This window comes from Pseudomonas sp. H1_A03, assembly GCF_054685145.1.
In genome coordinates this window covers 489,056-508,780 of the sequence record NZ_CP162829.1, presented here as the reverse complement: position 1 = coordinate 508,780, position 19,725 = coordinate 489,056, and the positions used below count along the sequence as shown (strand labels likewise).

General features: G+C 61.2%; 19 protein-coding genes. 13 read left to right on the top strand and 6 right to left on the bottom strand.

The features are described from left to right. Positions 1-26 precede the first annotated feature (26 nt). Complete coding sequence (locus AB4O35_RS02335) at positions 27-713, bottom strand: DNA-3-methyladenine glycosylase (protein WP_065873735.1); 687 nt, start codon at positions 711-713, stop codon at positions 27-29. Between the two features lie 174 nt (positions 714-887). On the opposite strand from AB4O35_RS02335, the gene AB4O35_RS02330 reads away from it, so the two are divergent. The 13 genes from AB4O35_RS02330 (at position 888) to AB4O35_RS02270 (ending at position 13,360) form a co-directional block, all read left to right on the top strand. Next, positions 888-2,153: a glutamate-5-semialdehyde dehydrogenase gene (locus tag AB4O35_RS02330; protein ID WP_065880415.1), complete on the top strand. Its 1,266-nt coding sequence runs from the start codon at positions 888-890 to the stop codon at positions 2,151-2,153. Then, entirely contained in the window at positions 2,153-2,797 is a 645-nt protein-coding gene (gene nadD / locus AB4O35_RS02325) for a nicotinate-nucleotide adenylyltransferase (RefSeq protein ID WP_049711370.1), read from the top strand. Before AB4O35_RS02330 ends, nadD begins: the two co-directional genes overlap by 1 nt. 69 nt (positions 2,798-2,866) lie before the next feature. Next, positions 2,867-3,361 (top strand): ribosome silencing factor, encoded by a 495-nt coding sequence (rsfS, locus tag AB4O35_RS02320; protein ID WP_003237041.1) that lies wholly within the window; start codon positions 2,867-2,869, stop codon positions 3,359-3,361. Positions 3,362-3,370: 9 nt separating this feature from the next. After that, a complete protein-coding gene (gene rlmH / locus AB4O35_RS02315; RefSeq protein ID WP_003176297.1) occupies positions 3,371-3,838 on the top strand; it encodes a 23S rRNA (pseudouridine(1915)-N(3))-methyltransferase RlmH in 468 nt (155 codons plus the stop codon). Positions 3,839-3,853: 15 nt separating this feature from the next. Further along, positions 3,854-5,752, top strand: a complete 1,899-nt coding sequence (mrdA, locus tag AB4O35_RS02310; RefSeq protein ID WP_065873683.1) for a penicillin-binding protein 2 — start codon at positions 3,854-3,856, stop codon at positions 5,750-5,752. 31 nt (positions 5,753-5,783) lie between these two features. Then, positions 5,784-6,887: a rod shape-determining protein RodA gene (gene rodA, locus AB4O35_RS02305; protein WP_049713470.1), complete on the top strand. Its 1,104-nt coding sequence runs from the start codon at positions 5,784-5,786 to the stop codon at positions 6,885-6,887. A 17-nt stretch (positions 6,888-6,904) separates the two neighbouring features. Beyond that, the gene (gene mltB, locus AB4O35_RS02300) at positions 6,905-7,915 is read left to right on the top strand and encodes a lytic murein transglycosylase B (RefSeq protein WP_065880414.1); all 1,011 of its coding nucleotides are present in this window, start codon (positions 6,905-6,907) and stop codon (positions 7,913-7,915) included. Continuing rightward, on the top strand, positions 7,915-8,919 hold the full coding sequence (locus AB4O35_RS02295) for a septal ring lytic transglycosylase RlpA family protein (RefSeq protein ID WP_065873681.1): 1,005 nt from the start codon (positions 7,915-7,917) through the stop codon (positions 8,917-8,919). The genes mltB and AB4O35_RS02295 overlap by 1 nt, the downstream gene beginning before the upstream one ends. Before the next feature lie 180 nt (positions 8,920-9,099). Continuing rightward, a complete protein-coding gene (locus tag AB4O35_RS02290) occupies positions 9,100-10,257 on the top strand; it encodes a D-alanyl-D-alanine carboxypeptidase family protein (protein WP_065873680.1) in 1,158 nt (385 codons plus the stop codon). Positions 10,258-10,340: 83 nt separating this feature from the next. Beyond that, positions 10,341-10,616, top strand: a complete 276-nt coding sequence (locus AB4O35_RS02285; protein WP_065880412.1) for a DUF493 domain-containing protein — start codon at positions 10,341-10,343, stop codon at positions 10,614-10,616. Then, positions 10,616-11,263: a lipoyl(octanoyl) transferase LipB gene (lipB, locus tag AB4O35_RS02280; RefSeq protein ID WP_065945959.1), complete on the top strand. Its 648-nt coding sequence runs from the start codon at positions 10,616-10,618 to the stop codon at positions 11,261-11,263. The genes AB4O35_RS02285 and lipB overlap by 1 nt, the downstream gene beginning before the upstream one ends. Before the next feature lie 26 nt (positions 11,264-11,289). After that, on the top strand, positions 11,290-12,291 hold the full coding sequence (gene lipA / locus AB4O35_RS02275; protein ID WP_162490596.1) for a lipoyl synthase: 1,002 nt from the start codon (positions 11,290-11,292) through the stop codon (positions 12,289-12,291). A gap of 151 nt (positions 12,292-12,442) precedes the next feature. Next, positions 12,443-13,360, top strand: coding sequence for a S66 peptidase family protein (locus tag AB4O35_RS02270; RefSeq protein ID WP_065873677.1), 918 nt, complete (start codon positions 12,443-12,445; stop codon positions 13,358-13,360). 125 nt (positions 13,361-13,485) lie between these two features. On the opposite strand, the gene AB4O35_RS02265 is transcribed toward AB4O35_RS02270, so the two are convergent. The 5 genes from AB4O35_RS02265 to leuS all read right to left on the bottom strand — a co-directional run bounded on the left by AB4O35_RS02265 (position 13,486) and on the right by leuS (position 19,664). Next, positions 13,486-14,811, bottom strand: coding sequence for a lytic murein transglycosylase (locus AB4O35_RS02265; RefSeq protein ID WP_065945960.1), 1,326 nt, complete (start codon positions 14,809-14,811; stop codon positions 13,486-13,488). Between the two features lie 61 nt (positions 14,812-14,872). Continuing rightward, positions 14,873-15,037 (bottom strand): alternative ribosome rescue factor ArfA, encoded by a 165-nt coding sequence (arfA, locus tag AB4O35_RS02260; protein ID WP_003176285.1) that lies wholly within the window; start codon positions 15,035-15,037, stop codon positions 14,873-14,875. Positions 15,038-15,286: 249 nt separating this feature from the next. Beyond that, positions 15,287-16,324: a DNA polymerase III subunit delta gene (gene holA, locus AB4O35_RS02255; protein WP_065945961.1), complete on the bottom strand. Its 1,038-nt coding sequence runs from the start codon at positions 16,322-16,324 to the stop codon at positions 15,287-15,289. Between the two features lie 39 nt (positions 16,325-16,363). Continuing rightward, a complete protein-coding gene (locus AB4O35_RS02250) occupies positions 16,364-16,969 on the bottom strand; it encodes an LPS-assembly lipoprotein LptE (protein ID WP_065873675.1) in 606 nt (201 codons plus the stop codon). A gap of 88 nt (positions 16,970-17,057) precedes the next feature. After that, positions 17,058-19,664, bottom strand: a complete 2,607-nt coding sequence (gene leuS / locus AB4O35_RS02245) for a leucine--tRNA ligase (RefSeq protein WP_065945962.1) — start codon at positions 19,662-19,664, stop codon at positions 17,058-17,060. Positions 19,665-19,725: the final 61 nt, after the last annotated feature.

Here is a 19,725-nt window from a genome sequence, read left to right as displayed (position 1 = left end):
ATCTGCTGTGCTGCCGGTTTTTGTGTTCAATCAATCAAAAAATAATCGCGACCTTCGACCTGGCCCCGGCGCAGCGGGTTCCGTGTGCAATAAGGCGCATAGCCGGCATCCACAAAGCGGTACATCAAGTGTTCATCACGGCCGCTGGGAATGCCCAGGCGGGTGGTTTGGATGATCTGAGTCGGCGCCTGGCCCACATCCTCGACGTAGAGCAACTCCTGATCGAAGCGCTTGGCATCCCACATCGGCACTTTCAGCCCCAAGGCTTTACACAGTAAGGTCTGGCCAGCGCACAGCTTTTGAGCGGCGCGCGGGCTGCCGTCGGCATTCGGGTTGTTCAACAGCATCTGCGCCAGGCTTTCAGGGCCGGACAACGCGTCGACCCACGGATACGCCGATTTGATCAACACGGCATTGCCCGGTCCATGAGCGCTGAAGTTCAGGGAATCGCCACCACGGGCGTAGTACATGTAGATATGACCACCATCCAGAAACAATGCCTTACGCTTTTCTGTGTAGCCCAATGAAGCGTGACTGCCTTTTTCGGCCACGTAATAGGCTTCGGTTTCAATAATTCGTGCCGAAAGCCAGGTTTCGCCGACACGATGGCGGATGACTTTTCCGAGCAATGCTTGCGCAAGAATTTGCGCATCGCGGTCGAAGAAGCTGTCGGGCAGGGGGCTGGCGGGGAGTAGGGGTGATGAGCTGGGCATGGCAGTCAGGGTAAATACGGCTAAATGTGACGGAATCATAACAACTCCCACCTTAATTACCGCTGAACCCCAGATTTTTACAGTTCATTTCGACCATCCGCCCCTCACCGCTGTCAGTCGGGCGGCGTCACAGCTATAATCTGCCGCTTTCCTCCCTGCCAAGACTCCCTGACCATGACTGAGTCCGTTCTTGACTACATGACCCGCCTGGGTCGCGCTGCCCGTCAGGCCTCGCGGTTGATCGCCCGTGCGAGCACTGCGCAGAAGAACCGTGCCCTGTTGGCTGCCGCCGACGCTCTGGATGCTTCGCGCTCCGAGCTCGCCACTGCCAACGAACTGGACCTGGCCAACGGCCGCGCCAATGGCCTGGAGCCAGCCCTGCTGGACCGCCTGGCGCTGACCCCGGCACGTATCGACGACATGATCGAAGGTTTGCGTCAGGTGGCCAAGCTGCCTGACCCCATCGGCGAAATCCGCGACATGCGTTACCTGCCGTCCGGCATCCAGGTCGGCAAGATGCGCGTGCCGCTGGGCGTGATCGGCATCATTTATGAGTCGCGTCCGAACGTGACCATCGACGCCGCGAGCCTGTGCCTCAAGTCCGGCAACGCCACCATCCTGCGTGGCGGTTCCGAGGCGATCAATTCCAACCGTGCCATTGCAGCGTGCATTCAGCAGGGCTTGGCCGTGGCCGAGTTGCCTGCCGAAGTGGTGCAAGTGGTGGAAACCACCGACCGTGCCGCCGTGGGCGCGCTGATCACCATGCCGGAATTTGTCGACGTGATCGTGCCACGTGGTGGCAAAAGCCTGATCGAGCGCGTCAGCCGCGATGCCAAGGTGCCAGTCATCAAGCACCTGGACGGCGTGTGCCACGTGTACATCGACATCGCCGCCGACATCGACAAGGCGATCCGCATCGCCGACAACGCCAAGACTCACCGCTACGCCCCGTGCAACACCATGGAAACCCTGCTGGTGCACGTCGGCATTGCCGAGCGCGTGCTGCCGCCGCTGGCTGCCATCTACCGCGACAAGGGCGTGGAACTGCGTGGTTGTGTGCGTACCCGTGCGCTGTTGGGCGCGGACGTGATCGAAGCGACCGAGCTGGATTGGTACACCGAATACACGGCGCCGATCCTGTCGATCAAGATCGTTGATGACCTGGATGAGGCCATCGAGCACATCAACACCTACGGCTCCAAGCACACCGACGCCATTGTTTCCGAGCATTTCAGCGATGCCCGGCGTTTCCTCAACGAAGTGGATTCCGCCTCGGTAATGATCAACGCCTCGACGCGTTTTGCCGACGGCTTCGAGTATGGCCTGGGGGCGGAGATCGGTATTTCCACTGATAAGCTGCATGCCCGTGGCCCGGTTGGGCTGGAAGGCCTGACCAGCGAGAAGTACGTGGTGTTCGGCGACGGTCATGTGCGCACTTGATGGCTAAACGCATCGGGCTGCTCGGCGGTACCTTCGACCCCGTGCACATCGGCCATTTGCGCAGCGCCCTGGAAGTCGCGGATGCCCTCGCGCTGGACGAGCTGCGGGTGATGCCCAACGCCCGGCCGCCGCATCGCGATACGCCGCAGGTGTCACCCCAGCAGCGCCTGGAAATGGTGCGCCTGGCCGTGGAAGGTATCTCGCCGCTGGTGGTGGACGACCATGAGCTGAAGCGCGATAAACCGTCCTACACTGTTGACACCCTGGAGCTGATGCGCGCCGAGTTGGCCGCAGATGACCAGTTGTTTCTGCTTTTGGGCTGGGACGCTTTTTGCGGCCTGCCCTCTTGGCATCGCTGGGAGGAACTCCTCCAGCATTGCCACATCCTGGTTTTGCAACGCCCGGATGCCGACAGCGAACCGCCGGATGCCTTGCGCAACCTGCTGGCCGCGCGGTCGGTAAGTGACCCCTTGGCCCTGACCGGGCCGAACGGGAATATTGCATTCGTCTGGCAGACCCCGCTTGCGGTGTCCGCCACCCAGATCCGTCAACTGCTGGCCAGCGGGAAGTCGGTACGTTTCCTGGTGCCTGACGCGGTCCTGGCCTACATCGATGCGCACGGGCTTTACCGTGCGTCGAACTGAAAAGGCGCGCTTGAACGTACGCACAGTCGTACAGCGAGCGCCCGTACATACGAGCAAAACGAGTTTTATATGACGAACAAAGACGTAAGCAAAGTTAAGCGCAAAGGCACCTTCAAAAGCGCCCCGCTGCCAGTAGAAGCCCACGTTGGCCCTGAGCTGGCTGGCGAAGAGCTGGTAAAAGTCGCCGTAGCGGCCCTGGAAGACGTTAAGGCCCAGGACATCCAAGTGCTGGACGTGCGCGACAAGCAGAGCATCACCGACTACATGATCATCGCCACCGGTACCTCCAACCGCCAGATCGGCGCGATGCTGGACAAGGTTCGCGAAGCCGTCAAAGCCCAAGGCGTCAAGCCGCTGGGTGAAGAAGGCAAGGGCGACAGCGACTGGGTGCTGTTGGACATGGACGACGTGATCGTACACATGATGACCTCCAACGCTCGCCAGTTCTACGACCTGGAACGTCTGTGGAAAGGCGCCGAGCAGAGCCGTGCCGCCGATGGCAAGCACCACAGCCCGGAAGTGGGCCACGCGCACTTCGACAAGCTGAACAAAGACCAGGAATAAGGAACGGCTGTGCGCCTGCGTCTGATCGCTGTCGGTTCACGCATGCCCAAGTGGGTGGAAGAAGGCTGGCACGAGTATGCCAAGCGTCTGCCCGCTGAGCTGTCGCTTGAACTGGTGGAAATACCGCTGAATACCCGGGGCAAGAATGCCGACGTGGCGCGCTTTATCCGTCAGGAAGGCGAAGCCATGTTGGCCAAGGTCGGCCCCAACGAGCGCATCGTCACCCTCGAAGTGCACGGCAAACCCTGGAGCACCGAGCAATTGGCGGTGGAACTGGATCGCTGGCGCCTGGATTCGCGTACGGTCAACTTCATGGTGGGCGGCCCCGAAGGGCTGGCGCCGGAAGTCTGTGCGCGTGCGGACCAGCGTTGGTCGTTGTCAGCGCTGACGCTGCCGCACCCGTTGGTAAGAATCCTGATCGGTGAACAGCTGTATCGCGCCTGGACAGTTCTGTCCGGGCACCCTTATCACAAATAATCTGCGCCTCTTTCGATGACCCAGCCGATCCGCATCAAGGACCACGAGAAAGACGCACGTCTCGTACGCGCTCGGGTCGTGTTCGGCGCTTTTATGGTGGTGGGGCTGATCGGGGTGCTGATTGCGCGCCTGTATTTCCTGCAGGTGATCCAGTACGACTATCACTCCACGCTGTCGGAAAACAACCGGGTGCATGTGCAGCCGATTCCGCCGACCCGTGGGCTGATTTTCGACCGCAATGGCGTGGTGGTCGCGGATAACCGGCCCAGCTTCAGCCTGAGCATGACCCGCGAACGTTCCGGTGATTGGCAGCAGATCCTCGATGTGATCGTCGAGGTGCTGCAGTTGACCCCGGAAGACCGCGTGATCTTCGAAAAGCGCATGAAGCAGGGGCGCCGGCCATTCGAGCCGGTGCCGATCCTGTTTGAGCTGACCGAAGAGCAGATCGCCCGGATCGCGGTGAACCAGTTCCGTCTGCCGGGTGTGGAAGTGGTGGCGCAGTTAGTGCGGCACTACCCGCAGGGGCCGCATTTTGCGCACTCTGTCGGCTACATGGGGCGAATCAACGAGAAAGAGCTGAAAAGCCTCGACCCGGTCAATTACAGCGGCACCCACCATATCGGCAAGACAGGCATCGAGCGTTTCTACGAGCCAGAACTGCACGGCCAGGTGGGTTACGAAGAAGTCGAGACCAACGCTCGCGGCCGTGTGCTGCGGGTACTCAAGCGCACCGACCCGGTGCCGGGCAAGGACATCGTCCTGAGCCTGGACATCAAGTTGCAGGAAGCCGCCGAGATGGCCCTGGGCGGTCGCCGTGGCGCGGTAGTCGCGCTGGACCCGAAAACCGGTGAAGTGCTGGCGATGGTCAGCCAGCCAAGCTTCGACCCCAACTTGTTTGTGACGGGCATCAGCTTCAAGGCTTACGCCGAGTTGCGCGATTCCATTGACCGGCCGCTGTTCAACCGCGTATTGCGCGGCCTGTACCCGCCGGGTTCGACAATCAAGCCGGCGGTGGCGATTGCGGGTCTGGACGCGGGCGTGGTCACGGCCTCCAGCCGAGTCTATGACCCTGGCTACTACATGCTGCCCAACTACGATCACAAATACCGTAACTGGAACCGCACCGGTGACGGCTATGTCGACTTGGACACCGCGATCATGCGCTCCAACGACACCTATTTTTACGACCTGGCCCACAAGCTGGGGATTGATCGCCTATCCACCTATATGGGCAAGTTCGGCCTCGGTCAGAAAGTCTCCCTGGACATGTTCGAAGAGTCCCCGGGCTTGATGCCGTCGCGCGAGTGGAAGCGCGCAACCCGCCGCCAGGCGTGGTTCCCGGGCGAGACGTTGATCCTCGGCATCGGCCAGGGCTACATGCAGGCCACGCCGCTGCAGCTGGCGCAGGCCACGGCGCTGGTGGCCAACAAAGGCATCTGGAACCGTCCGCACCTAGCCCGGACCATCGAAGGCGAAAAGCCGGTGGATGACAACCCGATCCCCGACATTGTGCTGCGTGACCCGTCGGACTGGACCAAGGTCAATCACGGCATGCAGCAAGTGATGCACGGCGCCCGCGGTACTGCGCGCAAAGCGGCCATTGGCGCGCAATACCGCATTGCCGGCAAGAGCGGTACCGCGCAGGTGGTGGCGATCAAGCAAGGCGAGAAATATGACCGCTCCAAGGTTCAGGAGCGCCACCGTGACCACGCCTTGTTTGTCGGCTTCGCGCCGGCGGACGATCCGAAAATCGTGGTGGCGGTGATGGTCGAAAACGGCGAATCCGGCTCCGGCGTCGCGGCCCCGGTGGTGCGCCAGATCATGGACGCCTGGCTGTTGGCCGACGACGGCAGGCTCAAGCCCGAATATGGCGGCCCCCCTTCAAGCACCGAGGTTACGGCCCGTGAAGAGTAATTTTGACCGCATCCTCTCCAGCGAGGACGTGATGCGTCGCCGTGCGACGTTGCTGCAACGCATGCACATTGATGGCCCGTTGTTGATCCTCCTCTTGACCCTGGCTGCCGGCAGCCTGTTCGTCCTGTACTCGGCCAGCGGCAAGAACTGGGACCTGCTGATCAAGCAAGCATCGTCGTTCGGCCTGGGCCTGTTGTCGATGGTCGTGATCGCCCAGCTTGAGCCACGGTTCATGGCGCGGTGGGTGCCGCTGGGCTACGTCGCCGGGGTGCTGCTGCTGGTGGTAGTGGACGTGATGGGGCACAACGCCATGGGCGCGACGCGCTGGATCAACATTCCGGGGGTGATTCGCTTCCAGCCGTCGGAATTCATGAAGATTCTGATGCCCGCGACCATCGCCTGGTACTTGTCCAAGCGCACCTTGCCGCCGCAGCTCAAACACGTGGGGATCAGCCTGATCCTGATTGGCGTGCCGTTTGTGCTGATCGTGCGCCAGCCCGACCTCGGCACCTCGCTGCTGATCCTGGCGGGCGGTGCCTTCGTGCTGTTCATGGGCGGCTTGCGCTGGCGCTGGATCCTCAGCGTGCTGGCTGCCGCCGTGCCCGTGGCCGTGGCCATGTGGTTCTTCTTTATGCATGACTACCAGAAGCAGCGAATCCTGACCTTCCTCGACCCTGAAAGCGACCCGCTCGGCACCGGTTGGAACATCATCCAGTCGAAGGCCGCCATCGGTTCCGGCGGCGTATTTGGTAAGGGGTGGTTGCTGGGCACCCAATCGCACTTGGACTTTTTGCCCGAGAGCCACACCGACTTCATCATTGCGGTAATGGGCGAAGAGTTCGGCCTGGTGGGCATTTGCGCGCTGCTGCTGATCTATTTGCTGTTGATTGGTCGCGGCCTGGTGATCACCGCGCAGGCGCAGACGTTGTTCGGCAAATTGCTGGCCGGCGCCCTGACCATGACTTTTTTTGTTTACGTTTTCGTCAACATCGGTATGGTCAGTGGCCTGTTGCCGGTGGTTGGGGTGCCGTTGCCGTTCATTAGCTACGGCGGAACTTCGCTGGTGACATTGATGTCAGCGTTTGGGGTTTTGATGTCGATTCATACGCATCGCAAATGGATCGCACAAGTTTGAATAAGGTGAAGATGTCAATGCAAGTAATGCGCGGCTGGGCGACTCGGCATGCGTCCTGGATGGGCCTGATTGGGCTGCTGGGCGCAACGCAAGAGGCGCAGGCCGGTGACTACGATGGTTCACCCCAGGTCGCCGAGTTTGTCGGTGAAATGACCCGCGACTATGGTTTCGCCGGTGAGCAACTGATGGGCGTGTTCCGCGAGGCCCAGAAAAAACAGGCGATCCTCGACGCCATTTCTCGCCCTGCCGAACGCGTGAAGCAGTGGAAGGAATATCGCCCGATGTTCCTCACCGACGCCCGCGTGGCGCGGGGTGTGGACTTCTGGCGTCAGCATGAGGCAGTGCTGGCCCGCGCCGAGCAGGAATACGGTGTGCCGGCCCAGGTCATTGTCGCGATCATTGGCATCGAAACCTTTTACGGGCGCAATACCGGCAGTTACCGGGTGATCGACGCCTTGTCGACCCTGGGCTTCGATTACCCGCCGCGCGCCGACTTCTTCCGCAAGGAGCTGCGCGAATTCCTGCTGCTGGCCCGCGAAGAGCAGGTCGACCCGCTGAGCCTCAAAGGTTCCTACGCGGGGGCGATGGGCTTGCCGCAGTTCATGCCGAGCAGCTTCCGCGCCTATGCCGTGGACTTTGACGGCGATGGGCATATCAATATCTGGAGCAATCCGGACGATGCCATCGGCAGTGTGGCCAGCTACTTCAAGCGTCATGGCTGGGTGGGCGGCGAACCGGTGGTGATCCGCGCCGATGTCACGGGGGACCGCGCCGACGAAGGCCTGACCCAAGGCATTGAGCCGGCCAAGACGGTCGGGGAGTTGCAGGCGCTGGGCTGGTCGAGTCAGAATGCGCTGCCTGCTGATATGCCGGTCACGGCGTTCCGCCTTGAAGGCGAAAACGGTCCGGAATACTGGATGGGCCTGAAGAATTTCTACGCAATCACGCGTTATAACCGCAGTGTGATGTACGCCATGGCCGTGCATCAGCTGTCAGACATGCTGGTCCAAGCACGGGGCAACAAGTAATGCGGGCATCGCCGTTCAATCAACCGCTCAAGCTGGTGGCGTTCGCCGCGTTGTCCCTGCTGGTCGTCAGTTGTTCCACCACCAACAGCCGCGCGCCGGCGCAAAAGTCCGGCGGCGCAGTCGTCCGTGCCCAGCCGGGCCTGGACATCAACCGCGCACACAAAGACGGCGCGCCGTGGTGGGACGTCGATGTATCGAAGATCCCGGACGCCACGCCGACCCTGCACACCGGGCCTTACAAGGCCAACCCGTATACCGTGCTGGGCAAGAATTACTTCCCGCTGCAGGAATCCAAGACGTACGTCCAATCGGGTACAGCGTCCTGGTATGGCACCAAATTCCATGGCCAGAACACCGCCAACGGCGAAGTGTATGACCTGTACGGCATGAGCGCGGCCCACAAGACCCTGCCGCTGCCCAGCTATGTACGCGTGACCAACCTGGACAACAACCGCACGGTGATCCTGCGGGTCAACGACCGCGGCCCGTTCTATTCGGACCGCATCATCGACTTGTCCTACGCCGCCGCGAAGAAACTCGGCTACGCCGAAACCGGTACCGCGCGTGTGAAAGTCGAAGGTATCGACCCTGCGCAGTATTGGGCCCAGCGTGGCAAGCCAGCGCCGTTGATGCTCAATGAACCGCAAACCCAGCAACCGCAAGTGACTGCCTCAACGGGCAAGATCGAGCAGTGGACGCCGCCGCCGCAGCAGCATGCTCCGGACACCGTCGTCGTACCCAGGGCTGCGCCAGGCGCTGCCGCAGCGGGCGGGCAATACCTGCAGGTCGGCGCTTTCGCCAACCCGGATGCGGCAGAACTGTTAAGGTCCAAGCTGAGCGGCATGGTCAACGCGCCGGTGTTCATCAGCTCCATCGTGCGTAACCAGCAGACCCTGCATCGCGTACGGATGGGGCCGATAGGCTCGCCGAGCGAAGTCGCGCAAGTGCAGAACAGCGTGCGCATGGCCAACCTGGGGCAACCCAGCGTGGTTACCGCCGAATAATAGAGAATTGATGGTTCTGGCTCGTGCGCGGGTCAGGGCTGTGGTTGTTGGCTCGTTTGACAATAAAAACCCAGGGGCAAGGGGTGAGCGGGCAACCGAATACGCGACAGTCTGGCAACGGGCTGTCTGAATAAGTTTTGCCCGCGAGGGCAAGTTTCCATAAGCAATTTCGAGAGACGGATGAACATCACCACCTTAGCCAAACGCACGTGCCTGCTTCTTTCGCTGATCATCACCCCGGCCGCCTGGGCCGTTGAAATGGTGCCGGCTTCCCCGCAACTGGCCGCCAAGTCCTGGGTTCTCATGGATGCCGCCAGTGGCAACGTGCTGGTCGAGAGCAACGGTGACCAGCGCCTGCCACCGGCCAGCCTGACCAAACTGATGACCGCCTACATCGCGACCCTGGAAATCCGTCGCGGCCAGATCGGCGAGAACGATCCGGTGACCGTCAGCGAAAACGCCTGGCGTACCGGCGGCTCGCGGATGTTCATCAAGGTCGGTTCGCAGGTGACTGTGAGCGACCTGCTGCACGGCATCATCATCCAGTCCGGTAACGACGCCAGCGTCGCCCTGGCCGAGCACATCGCCGGCAGCGAAGACGCGTTCGCCGACATGATGAACAAGACGGTGACTGACCTGGGCATGACCAACAGCCACTTCATGAACCCGACCGGCCTGCCGAACCCAGAGCACTACTCGTCGGCCCACGACATGGCGATCCTGGCGCGCGCGATCATTCGTGTCGACCCGGTGCACTACGCGATCTACTCCCAGAAAGAGTTCTACTGGAACAACATCAAGCAACCTAACCGCAACCTGCTGCTGTGGCGCGACAAGACCGTTGACGGTCTGAAAACCGGCCACACTGACGAAGCCGGCTACTGCATGGTGTCGTCTGCTGTACGTGACGGCCAACGCCTGATCGCCGTGGTCTTCGGCACCAACAGCGAGCAGGCCCGTGCGGCCGAGACGCAAAAACTGCTGACCTACGGTTTCCGCTTCTTCGAAACCCAGACCTTCTACCAGAAGGGTGCTGAGCTGGCGACCGCGCCGGTTTGGAAGGGCGCTACCTCCCAAGTCAAGGCCGGCCTGGCTGAAGACCTGACCCTGACCATGCCTAAAGGCCAGCTGAAAAAGCTCGCTGCCAGCATGACTATGAACCCGCAATTGGTTGCGCCAATCGCCAAGGGCGATGTGATCGGTAAAGTCGAAGTGAAGCTGGACGATAAGGTGGTGCACAGCGCCGACCTGATCGCCCTGGACGCCGTCGACGAAGGTGGTATCTTCCGCCGCGTGTGGGATAGCATCCGTCTATTCTTCTACGGCTTGTTCAACTGATAGTGTGCATCCGCAAAGCCCCGCGTTGATCCGACGCGGGGCTTTGTTGTCGCCAAGGCTTACGCTTACGAGGCCGTTACGCCATGACCGATACCGAAGTAAAGGCGCCAAAGATCGAATTCCCGGTGGTGGACTATCCCATCAAGATCATCAGCGACACCGGCGTAGGCCGCAAAGACTTGATCCTCGAGATTGTGCGCAAGCACGCGACGATCAATGACCAGCGTGTGGACGAGCGTTCCAGCTCCACAGGCAAATACACCACGATCCAGTTGCACATCGTTGCGACCGGTCAAGACCAGCTCTACGACATCAACAGTGAACTGCGGGCCACTGGCTTCGTGCACATGGTGTTGTGATGTCACATGTCCTGGGCTTTCGCGAGCTCGGCCGGATGGACTACGAGCCCGTCTGGCACGCCATGCAGCGCTTCACCAATGAGCGCGGCAGCTCGGCCCCGGATGAAATCTGGCTGGTGGAGCACCCGCCGGTGTTCACCCAGGGCCAAGCCGGCAAGGGCGAGCACTTGCTGCTGCCGGGGGATATTCCGGTGGTGCAGGTCGACCGAGGTGGCCAAGTGACTTACCATGGTCCCGGTCAGCTGGTGGCTTATCTGCTGCTGGACGTACGCAAGCTTGGCTTTGGCGTACGCGACCTGGTGAGCCGCATGGAGGCTTGCCTGATCGAGCTGTTGGCCAGTTACGGCGTGACCGCTGCGGCCAAGCCCGATGCACCCGGTGTGTATGTGGATGGCGCGAAAATCGCGTCCCTCGGTTTGCGAATTCGCCACGGTTGCTCCTTTCATGGCCTGGCCCTGAATGTGGACATGGACCTGGCGCCGTTTCGACGGATCAACCCGTGCGGCTACGCCGGGCTGGCGATGACCCAATTGAGCGACCACGCCACACCGATTAAATTTGCCGAGGTAAGTGCCCGGCTGCGTGAGCAGCTCGTCAAACACCTCGACTATGCTGAGCAGACGACCCTTACGGGCGGAATCGACTGATTATGACTACTGATGCAGTGCAAACCATGATCCCGACGGTGGACGTTACCGACCGTGCGGCCCCGGCCCCGCGTGCCAAGGTGGAAGCCGGCGTCAAGCTGCGCGGCGCCGAGAAGGTTGCACGCATCCCGGTGAAGATCATTCCGACCACCGAACTGCCGAAGAAGCCTGACTGGATCCGCGTGCGCATCCCGGTTTCGCCGGAAGTCGACCGTATCAAGGCCCTGCTGCGCAAACACAAGCTGCACAGCGTGTGCGAAGAAGCCTCCTGCCCGAACCTGGGCGAGTGCTTCTCTGGCGGCACCGCCACCTTCATGATCATGGGTGACATCTGCACCCGTCGTTGCCCGTTCTGCGACGTGGGCCACGGCCGTCCGAAGCCACTGGACGTCAACGAGCCGGAAAGCCTGGCCATTGCCATTGCCGACCTTAAGCTCAAGTACGTGGTGATCACCTCGGTTGACCGCGACGACCTGCGTGACGGCGGTGCCCAGCACTTTGCCGACTGCATCCGCGAAATCCGCAAGTTGTCGCCAAACGTCATGCTCGAAACCCTGGTGCCGGACTACCGTGGCCGTATGGACGTGGCGCTGGAAATCACCGCTGCCGAGCCGCCGGATGTGTTCAACCACAACCTGGAAACCGTGCCGCGCCTGTACAAGGCCGCGCGCCCGGGTTCGGACTACCAGTGGTCGCTGACCCTGCTGCAGAAATTCAAGCAAATGATGCCGCACATCCCGACCAAATCCGGCCTGATGCTGGGCCTGGGCGAGACTGACGAAGAAGTGATCGAAGTCATGCAGCGCATGCGCGAACACGACATCGACATGCTGACCCTGGGCCAGTACCTGCAACCGTCCCGCAGCCACTTGCCGGTGCAGCGTTTCGTGCACCCGGACACCTTCGCCTGGTTCGCCGAGGAAGGTTACAAGATGGGCTTCAAGAACGTCGCGTCGGGGCCGCTGGTGCGTTCGTCGTACCATGCGGACGAGCAAGCCAAGCTGGTCAAGGCTAGCCTGGTTTCGTAATACAGATTTGGGCAACACCGCTGATCCAATGTGGGAGCGGGCTTGCTCGCGAAGGCGGTGTTTCAGTCACCTGATTTATTGACTGACACTGCGCTTTCGCGAGCAAGCCCGCTCCCACATTTCGTTTCGCGTCAGCCAAGGAGAATTGTGGATGAGCATTGCCGTACCTGCCTTGCGCCCAGAGGGCACCATCGCCCTGATCGCCCCCGCCGGCCCCGCCACGCTGGACGTCGAAAAGGCCGGCCAATGGATGCGCGCCCGCGGCTACGACCTGCGAATCCTTCCTGGCGTCTATGAGCGCGACGGCTACCTGGCCGGCAGCGATACAGTCCGCCTCAACGATCTCCATAAAGCCTTCGCCGACCCTGAAATCGACGCCATCTTCTGCCTGCGCGGCGGCTACGGCACGCCGCGTCTGCTTGATAGCCTGGATTTCGACCTGCTACGCGCCAATCCCAAGCCGTTCGTAGGTTATAGCGACATCACCGCTCTACACCTGGCGATCAGCCGCTACGCCGGCTTCGTGACCTTCCACGGGCCGATGCTCAATGCCGATCTGCTGGGCGATAAGCAACAGCCCACCGAATCCTCGCTGTTCAGCCTGCTGCGCGGCCAACTGAGTACTGGTAGCGAGTTGATGCACCCGGTGGCTTACCCGCTGACGACGATTGAACCGGGCATCGCCTGTGGGCGTTTGCTCGGCGGCAACCTGTCGATGATCGCGGCTGTCATGGGCACGCCCTACGAGATGGATGCCGAGGGCATCATCTTGTTTATCGAAGACGTCAACGAGCCGATCTACCGCATCGACCGTCTGCTCACGCACCTGCGCCTGGCGGGCAAGCTGGCCCAGGTTGCGGGTGTGCTGGTGGGGGATGTGGCGGGTGTGGACAAGGATGCGTTGGAGCGGCTGCTCAAGCAGACCTTTGAACCGCTGTGCATTCCGGTATTGTCCGGCTGGCGCAGTGGGCATTGTGATCCGAACCTGACGTTGCCGATGGGCGCGTTGGTCAGGCTGGATGCGGGGGAGAAGAGGGTGGTGTTGGAGCAGGATGTAGTCGTTAGATAGTTGTTGCCTGTGAAGCCGTCTTCGCAGGCAAGCCAGCTCCCACATTCGACCGTATTCCAAAGGGTGTACGCGGTTAAATGTGGGAGCGGGCTTGCTCGCGAAAGCGGTAGTAGCCATAAGCAGATCTACCGGTTCTGCAACGATTCCAGCAGCTTCACCGTCGGATACCCATCCGCCGGCCAGCCCAGCGCTTGCTGCGCCGCACGAATCGCCTTGCGCGTATTGGCGCCAATGATCCCGTCCGGGTTGCCCGCGTCATAACCGTTGGCACTCAGCGCTGTCTGCAAATCGATACGCTGGGAGCGGCTCAACGGCAGCTCATCCTTCGGCCAGTCACCACGAATCACACCACCGCCACCGAACCTTTCCGACAACAGGCCAACCGCCAGCGCGTAGGACGACGAGTTGTTGTACTTGAGGATTGCGCGGAAGTTATCCAGCACCAGGAACGCCGGGCCACGGTAGCCCGCCGGCAGCAGCAGGGCGGCGGACAGTTGGTCGACGTTGGGCGGCATGCTGGCGCCCGGCGGCAGTTGGATACCGAGTTTCAGCCATTCGGCGACCGTCTTGCGAATGCCGCCATCGGCCAGGGCGTAATCGAAGTTCGCCGGCAGTTGTTTCACCTCAAAGCCCCACGGCTGGCCTTTCTGCCAGCCGGAGCTTTGCAGGTAGTGTGCGGTGGAGGCGAGGGCGTCCGATGGGCTGTTCCAGATGTCGCGGCGACCGTCGCCATCGAAGTCGACGGCGTGGGTGTTGTAGGTGGTCGGGATAAATTGGGTCTGGCCCATGGCGCCGGCCCAGGAGCCTTTCATCTGGTCGGCCTGGATGTCGCCGTGCTGGATGATCTGCAGCGCCGCCAGCAGTTGCGCCTGGGCGAATGCTGGGCGACGGCCTTCATAGGCCAGCGTCGCCAGGGAGCGAATCACCGAGTTATTGCCCTGGAACTGGCCGAAATTGCTTTCCATGCCCCACACCGACACCAACGCCTGGCGGTCGACACCATAACGTTGCTCGATGCTTTGCAGGATATCGGCGTACTTGATCAACAATGCCTGGCCATTACGCACGCGTACCGGCGAAAGGGCGCCGTCGAGGTATTCCCACACGGGGCGGGAAAATTCCGGCTGGCTGCGGTCGGCGCGGATTACCGCCATATCAGGGGTGACGTTGGCGAATGCGTTGTCAAACACGGCTTCGGTGATGCCGGTCTGCAGGGCTTGCACGCGAAAGCCAGCCTGCCATTCGGCAAAGGTCTGGGTCGGTTGGATATCAAGATTGTCCACAGCCAGCGGGGCCACGACAGCGGGCGCTACCACGGGGGCGGTCTGTAACTTTGGCAGTGGTTGAGCGTCGGCGGCGGTCGGTTTCTCCGCGCAGGCGACTAGCAGAATGAGGCTGGAGGCAGCGATCAGTTGGCGAAGGTGCCAACGACGGGGAAGACTAGAGGGCATGCACAGGTCCAGAGATTACAAATCAGGTGCAGACCTTATCATGCCAGAGGGGCGCTTGCCTTCAGGCAGCCAGAAAGTAAGAAGCCTCCCAGCTATTAGACTGGAAGGCTTCGCGGCGGTAGCTGCCTTTGCCCTTGCCGGCGCGTTCCTGACGGCTGCGGAACAGTGGCTGGGCGATGATGGATTTGGCCTTGTTGGGGCCATGCTTGGATGGCTTTTTGCTCATGGTTTGTACTCTTGATAGGTGGGATGAAGCGGTGCAGATCATCTGCCGAAGTTGTGCTGCTGTAAAGCCCGGCGATGTGTAGGAAACCTCGAAATCTGAAGGTGTGCACAGTCAAACTGTGGGAGCGGGCTTGCTCGCGAATGCGGTGTACCAGTCAATAAATCAGGTGACTGATACACCGCATTCGCGAGCAAGTCGAACCGTCGAACCGCCGCTCCCACATTGGTTTTGCGTTGTTCTTAAAAATGGTTACTCAGCAGGCAGTGTCAGGCGCTGGCCGGCCATCAACAACGACAACCGGCTCAAGCTCATCCACGGCGAGCCGGCCGCCTGGCCCTTGATCTGCGCATCAATGCGCTGCGCTTCCAGCAAAAGCTGCGCCCAGCGTTGTGCCGAGTGTCGTTGCAGGGCCTTGCTCATCAAGGGTTTGCGCTTGTCCCAGACCGGTGGCCGGGCTTGGCTGAACGCTTTGTCCAACGGCGTGCCCTGGCTGTATTGCAGGGCGATGTTGGCCAGCACCCGCAGTTCCCGGGCCAGGGCCCAGAGAATCACCGGCGGCTCCACACCTTCGCCGCGCAAGCCTTCAAGCATGCGCAGGGCATGGGCGGGTTCGCCATTGAGGATGGCATCCACCATCCCGAACACATCAAAGCGTGCACTGTCGGCCACGGCGCCCTGGACGGTCTCAACGGTGATTTGCCCGTCTTCGGCCATCAGCTTGAGCTTTTCGATCTCTTGGGCGGCGGCAAGCAAGTTGCCTTCGACCCGGGCGGCGATCAGTTCCACCGCATCCTGGGTCGCCGACAGCCCCGATTGGGACAGGCGTTGGCGAATCCATTGCGGCAACTGGTTGCTGTCCACTGGCCAGATCTGGATGAACTGGGTCTGAGCCCCTTCAACCAGAGCCTTGCCCCACTTGGTTTTCTGCGCGCTGCCGTCAAGCTTGGGCAGGCTGATCAACAAGACCGTGTCTTCGGCAGGTCGTGAACAGTACTCAATGAAGGCGGCGGCACCCTTATCCCCTGGCTTGCCCGAAGGCAGGCGCAGTTCCAGCAGGCGCTTTTCGGCAAACAGCGACATGCTCGCGCCGGCTTGCAGCAACGTGCCCCAGTCGAAACTGGCGTCGGCGCTGAAGACCTGGCGTTCATCGAAACCTTGCTGGCGTGCAGCGGTGCGGATGGCGTCGGCGGCTTCCTGGCACAGCAGCGGGTCATCACCGCTGACGATGTAGACAGGCGCAAGGCCACCTTGCAGGTGTTTGGCGAGTTGAGCGGGGGCGAGTTTCATAGGCAGGGTAAACGGGGCGCCTGGGGCGCCCCGTCTGGCTTACTCGACAGGTACTTCAACAGGCGATTGTTTCGGCGTGTTGTCTTCGTACTCTTTGGCGGCTTTCAGCGCGTCGGCGTCGGCCTTGGCCTTGTTGTCAGCTTGTTGCTGCAAGGTCTCAAGTTGTTCCGGGGTGATCATCGACAGGCGCAGCACCATGCGCTGGACCAACTCGCGACGCATCTCCTTGCGCACCTGGTTGATTTCGGAGTCCGAACCCACCAGGTTGTTGCCGTCGTGGCTGACGATTTTCTGGATCTGGATGTCGTCACCCATCAATGGCAGGTGGTCGCGGCCCTGGACCTCAAAGCTGAGCACGGTGCTCAGTTCGATATCGGAGGCACGCCCGGCGCTGGCATAGCTGAGGTTGCGCTGGGTTTGTTTTTCATTGGCCAGGAACAGCTTGTAGGTCGCGCCGGTGTAGACGTGAACGCCACTGTTTTCCAGGACCTGACGCAGCTGGGTCACTGTTTCGCTGTAGGCGTCGCGGGCACTGACGTCCAGTTCCTTGATCGCCATTTCGTGGGTGCCGGTACCGCGCAGCTGGAAGCCGCAAGCGCTCAGCAGCACGGCAAGGCCCATAACCAGCAAATTGCGTTTGATCATTTTGTTGCTCCCCTTGAAACCATGTGGGCCTTATCGAGGCCCTGAAGGCTTTGTTCGGCGCAGGGCTCAAGCCCTGCGCCCGATCCGATTAGCTAGCGACGATATTGACCAGTTTGCCAGGCACTACGATCACTTTGCGGATCGTCAGGCCTTCGGTAAAACGCAGCACGTTCTCGTTGATGCGGGCAGCCGCTTCGACGTCTTCGCGGCTGGCACTGGCCGGCATGTCGATCTGGCCACGCAGTTTACCGTTGACCTGGATCACCAGTTGCAGCGTGTCCTGTACCAGGGCGCTTTCATCCTGTACCGGCCAGCGCGCGTCGATGACGGCACCGTTGTGGCCCAGGCGGCTCCACAAGTCGTGGCTGATGTGCGGCGTGATCGGGGCCAGCAGCAGTGTGACCGTTTCCAGGCCTTCCTGTACCAGCGCGCGATCCTGTTCAGTGGCTTGCGGCGCTTTTTCCAGCACGTTCATCAGCGTCATCACCTGGGCGATGGCGGTGTTGAATTTGTGGTGCTGGCCCACGTCCTGGCTGGCTTGCTTGATGGCCAGGTGGGTGCTGCGGCGAATGAGTTTCTGCTCGTCGCTCAACGCCGCTACGTCCAGTTTGCCCGGCAAGCCCTGGCTGATGTGGGCATGCGCCAGGCGCCAGACGCGCTTGAGGAAACGGTGCGAGCCTTCGACGCCAGAGTCGGACCATTCGGCGCTCATGTCAGGCGGCGAGGCGAACATCATGAACAGGCGGCAGGTGTCGGCGCCGAACTGGTCGATCATTGACTGTGGGTCAACGCCGTTGTTTTTCGACTTGGCCATCTTCTCGGTGCCACCGATTTCCACCGGCAGGCCGTCGGCGATCAGCTTGGCGCTGATGACCTTGGCTTTGCTGTCGCGCTCAAGCTCGACGTCGGCCGGGTTGAACCAGGTGTAGGCGCCGTTGGCTTCACGGCGGTAGTAAGTCTCGGCGACCACCATGCCTTGGGTCAGCAGGTTCTTGAACGGCTCATCCGAACTCACCAGGCCTTCGTCGCGCATCAGCTTGTGGAAGAACCGCGCGTACAGCAGGTGAAGGATGGCGTGTTCGATACCGCCGATGTACTGGTCCACCGGCAGCCAATGGTCGGCCGCGGATTTTTCGACCAGGCCGCCTTCATAGTGCGGCGAGGCGTAGCGGGCGTAGTACCACGAGGACTCGACGAAGGTGTCCATGGTGTCGGTTTCACGCTTGGCAGGCTGGCCGCATTTCGGGCAGCTGCACTCGTAGAACTCGGGCATGCGCGCCAATGGCGAGCCGGCGCCATCCGGCACCACGTCTTCCGGCAACACGACCGGCAGTTGGTCTTCCGGTACTGGCACGTCGCCACAGCTTTCACAGTGGATGATCGGGATCGGGCAGCCCCAGTAGCGCTGGCGGCTGATGCCCCAGTCGCGCAGGCGGAACTGGGTGCGCGAGGCGCCGAGGTTCTTCTTGATCAGCGCGACTTCGATCGCGTCGAACGCGCCCTGGAAGTCCAGGCCATCAAATTCGCCGGAGTTGATCAGTTCACCGTGCTCGCCGTAGGCGTCTTGCCACGGGGCCGGGTTGGTGTCGCCCGAGCTGGTGCGCACCACGGATTTGATCGGCAGGCTGTACTTGGTGGCGAATTCGAAATCGCGCTCGTCGTGAGCCGGCACAGCCATTACGGCGCCATCGCCATAGTGCATCAGCACGTAGTTGGCGACCCAGACCGGCAGCTTTTCACCGGTGAGTGGGTGCTCGACGAACAGGCCGGTTGGCAGGCCTTTTTTCTCCTGGGTGGCGACGTCGGCTTCGGCCACGCTGCCGCCTTTGCATTCGGCGATGAACGCCTGCAGCTCAGGGTTGTTCTGGGCTGCCTGGGTGGCCAGCGGGTGTTCGGCGGCCACGGCGACGTAAGTCGCGCCCATCAGGGTATCCGGACGGGTAGTAAACACTTTGAGCGCGCCCGCTACGCCGATCGAATCGACGTTGTACGGGAACTGCACTTCCATGCCCTTGGACTTGCCGATCCAGTTGCGTTGCATGGTCTTGACCTGTTCAGGCCAGCCCGGCAGGTCGTCGAGGCTCGACAAGAGTTCATCCGCGTAGGCGGTGATCTTGAAGTAGTACATCGGGATTTCGCGCTTTTCGATCAGCGCGCCGGAGCGCCAGCCGCGACCGTCGATCACCTGTTCGTTGGCCAACACGGTCTGGTCGATCGGGTCCCAGTTCACGGTGCCGCTCTTTTTGTAGATCACGCCTTTTTCGAACAGGCGAGTGAACAGCCATTGTTCCCAGCGGTAGTAGTCCGGCTTGCAGGTGGTCACTTCGCGGGACCAATCCACCGCCAAGCCCAGGCTGCGCAGCTGGTTCTTCATGTAGGCGATGTTTTCGTAGGTCCACTTGGCAGGGGCCACGTTGTTTTTCATCGCGGCGTTTTCCGCCGGCATGCCGAAGGCGTCCCAACCCATGGGTTGCAGGACGTTCTTGCCTTGCATGCGCTGGTAGCGGGAAATCACGTCACCGATGGTGTAGTTGCGCACGTGCCCCATGTGTAGCTTGCCGCTGGGGTAAGGGAACATCGATAGGCAATAGAAAGTCTCCTTGCCTGGCTGTTCACTGACTTCAAAGGACTTTTGCTCGTCCCAGAAGGTTTGGGCGGCGTTTTCTATTTCACGGGGCTGATATTGTTCGTGCATGGCTACTTTTGAACTGAATAGGGGTGGCCTAATCCTCTTCGGTGCAACGTTCAGGTTGATC

Excerpts from the sequence above, each read along its gene's own strand:
- AB4O35_RS02335 (WP_065873735.1), bottom strand. The coding sequence starts at position 713 with ATGCCCAGCTCATCACCCCTACTCCCCGCCAGCCCCCTGCCCGACAGC.
- AB4O35_RS02330 (WP_065880415.1), top strand. The coding sequence starts at position 888 with ATGACTGAGTCCGTTCTTGACTACATGACCCGCCTGGGTCGCGCTGCC.
- nadD (WP_049711370.1), top strand. The coding sequence starts at position 2,153 with ATGGCTAAACGCATCGGGCTGCTCGGCGGTACCTTCGACCCCGTGCAC.
- rsfS (WP_003237041.1), top strand. The coding sequence starts at position 2,867 with ATGACGAACAAAGACGTAAGCAAAGTTAAGCGCAAAGGCACCTTCAAA.
- mrdA (WP_065873683.1), top strand. The coding sequence starts at position 3,854 with ATGACCCAGCCGATCCGCATCAAGGACCACGAGAAAGACGCACGTCTC.
- rodA (WP_049713470.1), top strand. The coding sequence starts at position 5,784 with ATGCGTCGCCGTGCGACGTTGCTGCAACGCATGCACATTGATGGCCCG.
- mltB (WP_065880414.1), top strand. The coding sequence starts at position 6,905 with ATGCAAGTAATGCGCGGCTGGGCGACTCGGCATGCGTCCTGGATGGGC.
- AB4O35_RS02295 (WP_065873681.1), top strand. The coding sequence starts at position 7,915 with ATGCGGGCATCGCCGTTCAATCAACCGCTCAAGCTGGTGGCGTTCGCC.
- AB4O35_RS02290 (WP_065873680.1), top strand. The coding sequence starts at position 9,100 with ATGAACATCACCACCTTAGCCAAACGCACGTGCCTGCTTCTTTCGCTG.
- AB4O35_RS02285 (WP_065880412.1), top strand. The coding sequence starts at position 10,341 with ATGACCGATACCGAAGTAAAGGCGCCAAAGATCGAATTCCCGGTGGTG.
- lipB (WP_065945959.1), top strand. The coding sequence starts at position 10,616 with ATGTCACATGTCCTGGGCTTTCGCGAGCTCGGCCGGATGGACTACGAG.
- lipA (WP_162490596.1), top strand. The coding sequence starts at position 11,290 with ATGATCCCGACGGTGGACGTTACCGACCGTGCGGCCCCGGCCCCGCGT.
- AB4O35_RS02270 (WP_065873677.1), top strand. The coding sequence starts at position 12,443 with ATGAGCATTGCCGTACCTGCCTTGCGCCCAGAGGGCACCATCGCCCTG.
- AB4O35_RS02265 (WP_065945960.1), bottom strand. The coding sequence starts at position 14,811 with ATGCCCTCTAGTCTTCCCCGTCGTTGGCACCTTCGCCAACTGATCGCT.
- arfA (WP_003176285.1), bottom strand. The coding sequence starts at position 15,037 with ATGAGCAAAAAGCCATCCAAGCATGGCCCCAACAAGGCCAAATCCATC.
- holA (WP_065945961.1), bottom strand. The coding sequence starts at position 16,324 with ATGAAACTCGCCCCCGCTCAACTCGCCAAACACCTGCAAGGTGGCCTT.
- AB4O35_RS02250 (WP_065873675.1), bottom strand. The coding sequence starts at position 16,969 with ATGATCAAACGCAATTTGCTGGTTATGGGCCTTGCCGTGCTGCTGAGC.
- leuS (WP_065945962.1), bottom strand. The coding sequence starts at position 19,664 with ATGCACGAACAATATCAGCCCCGTGAAATAGAAAACGCCGCCCAAACC.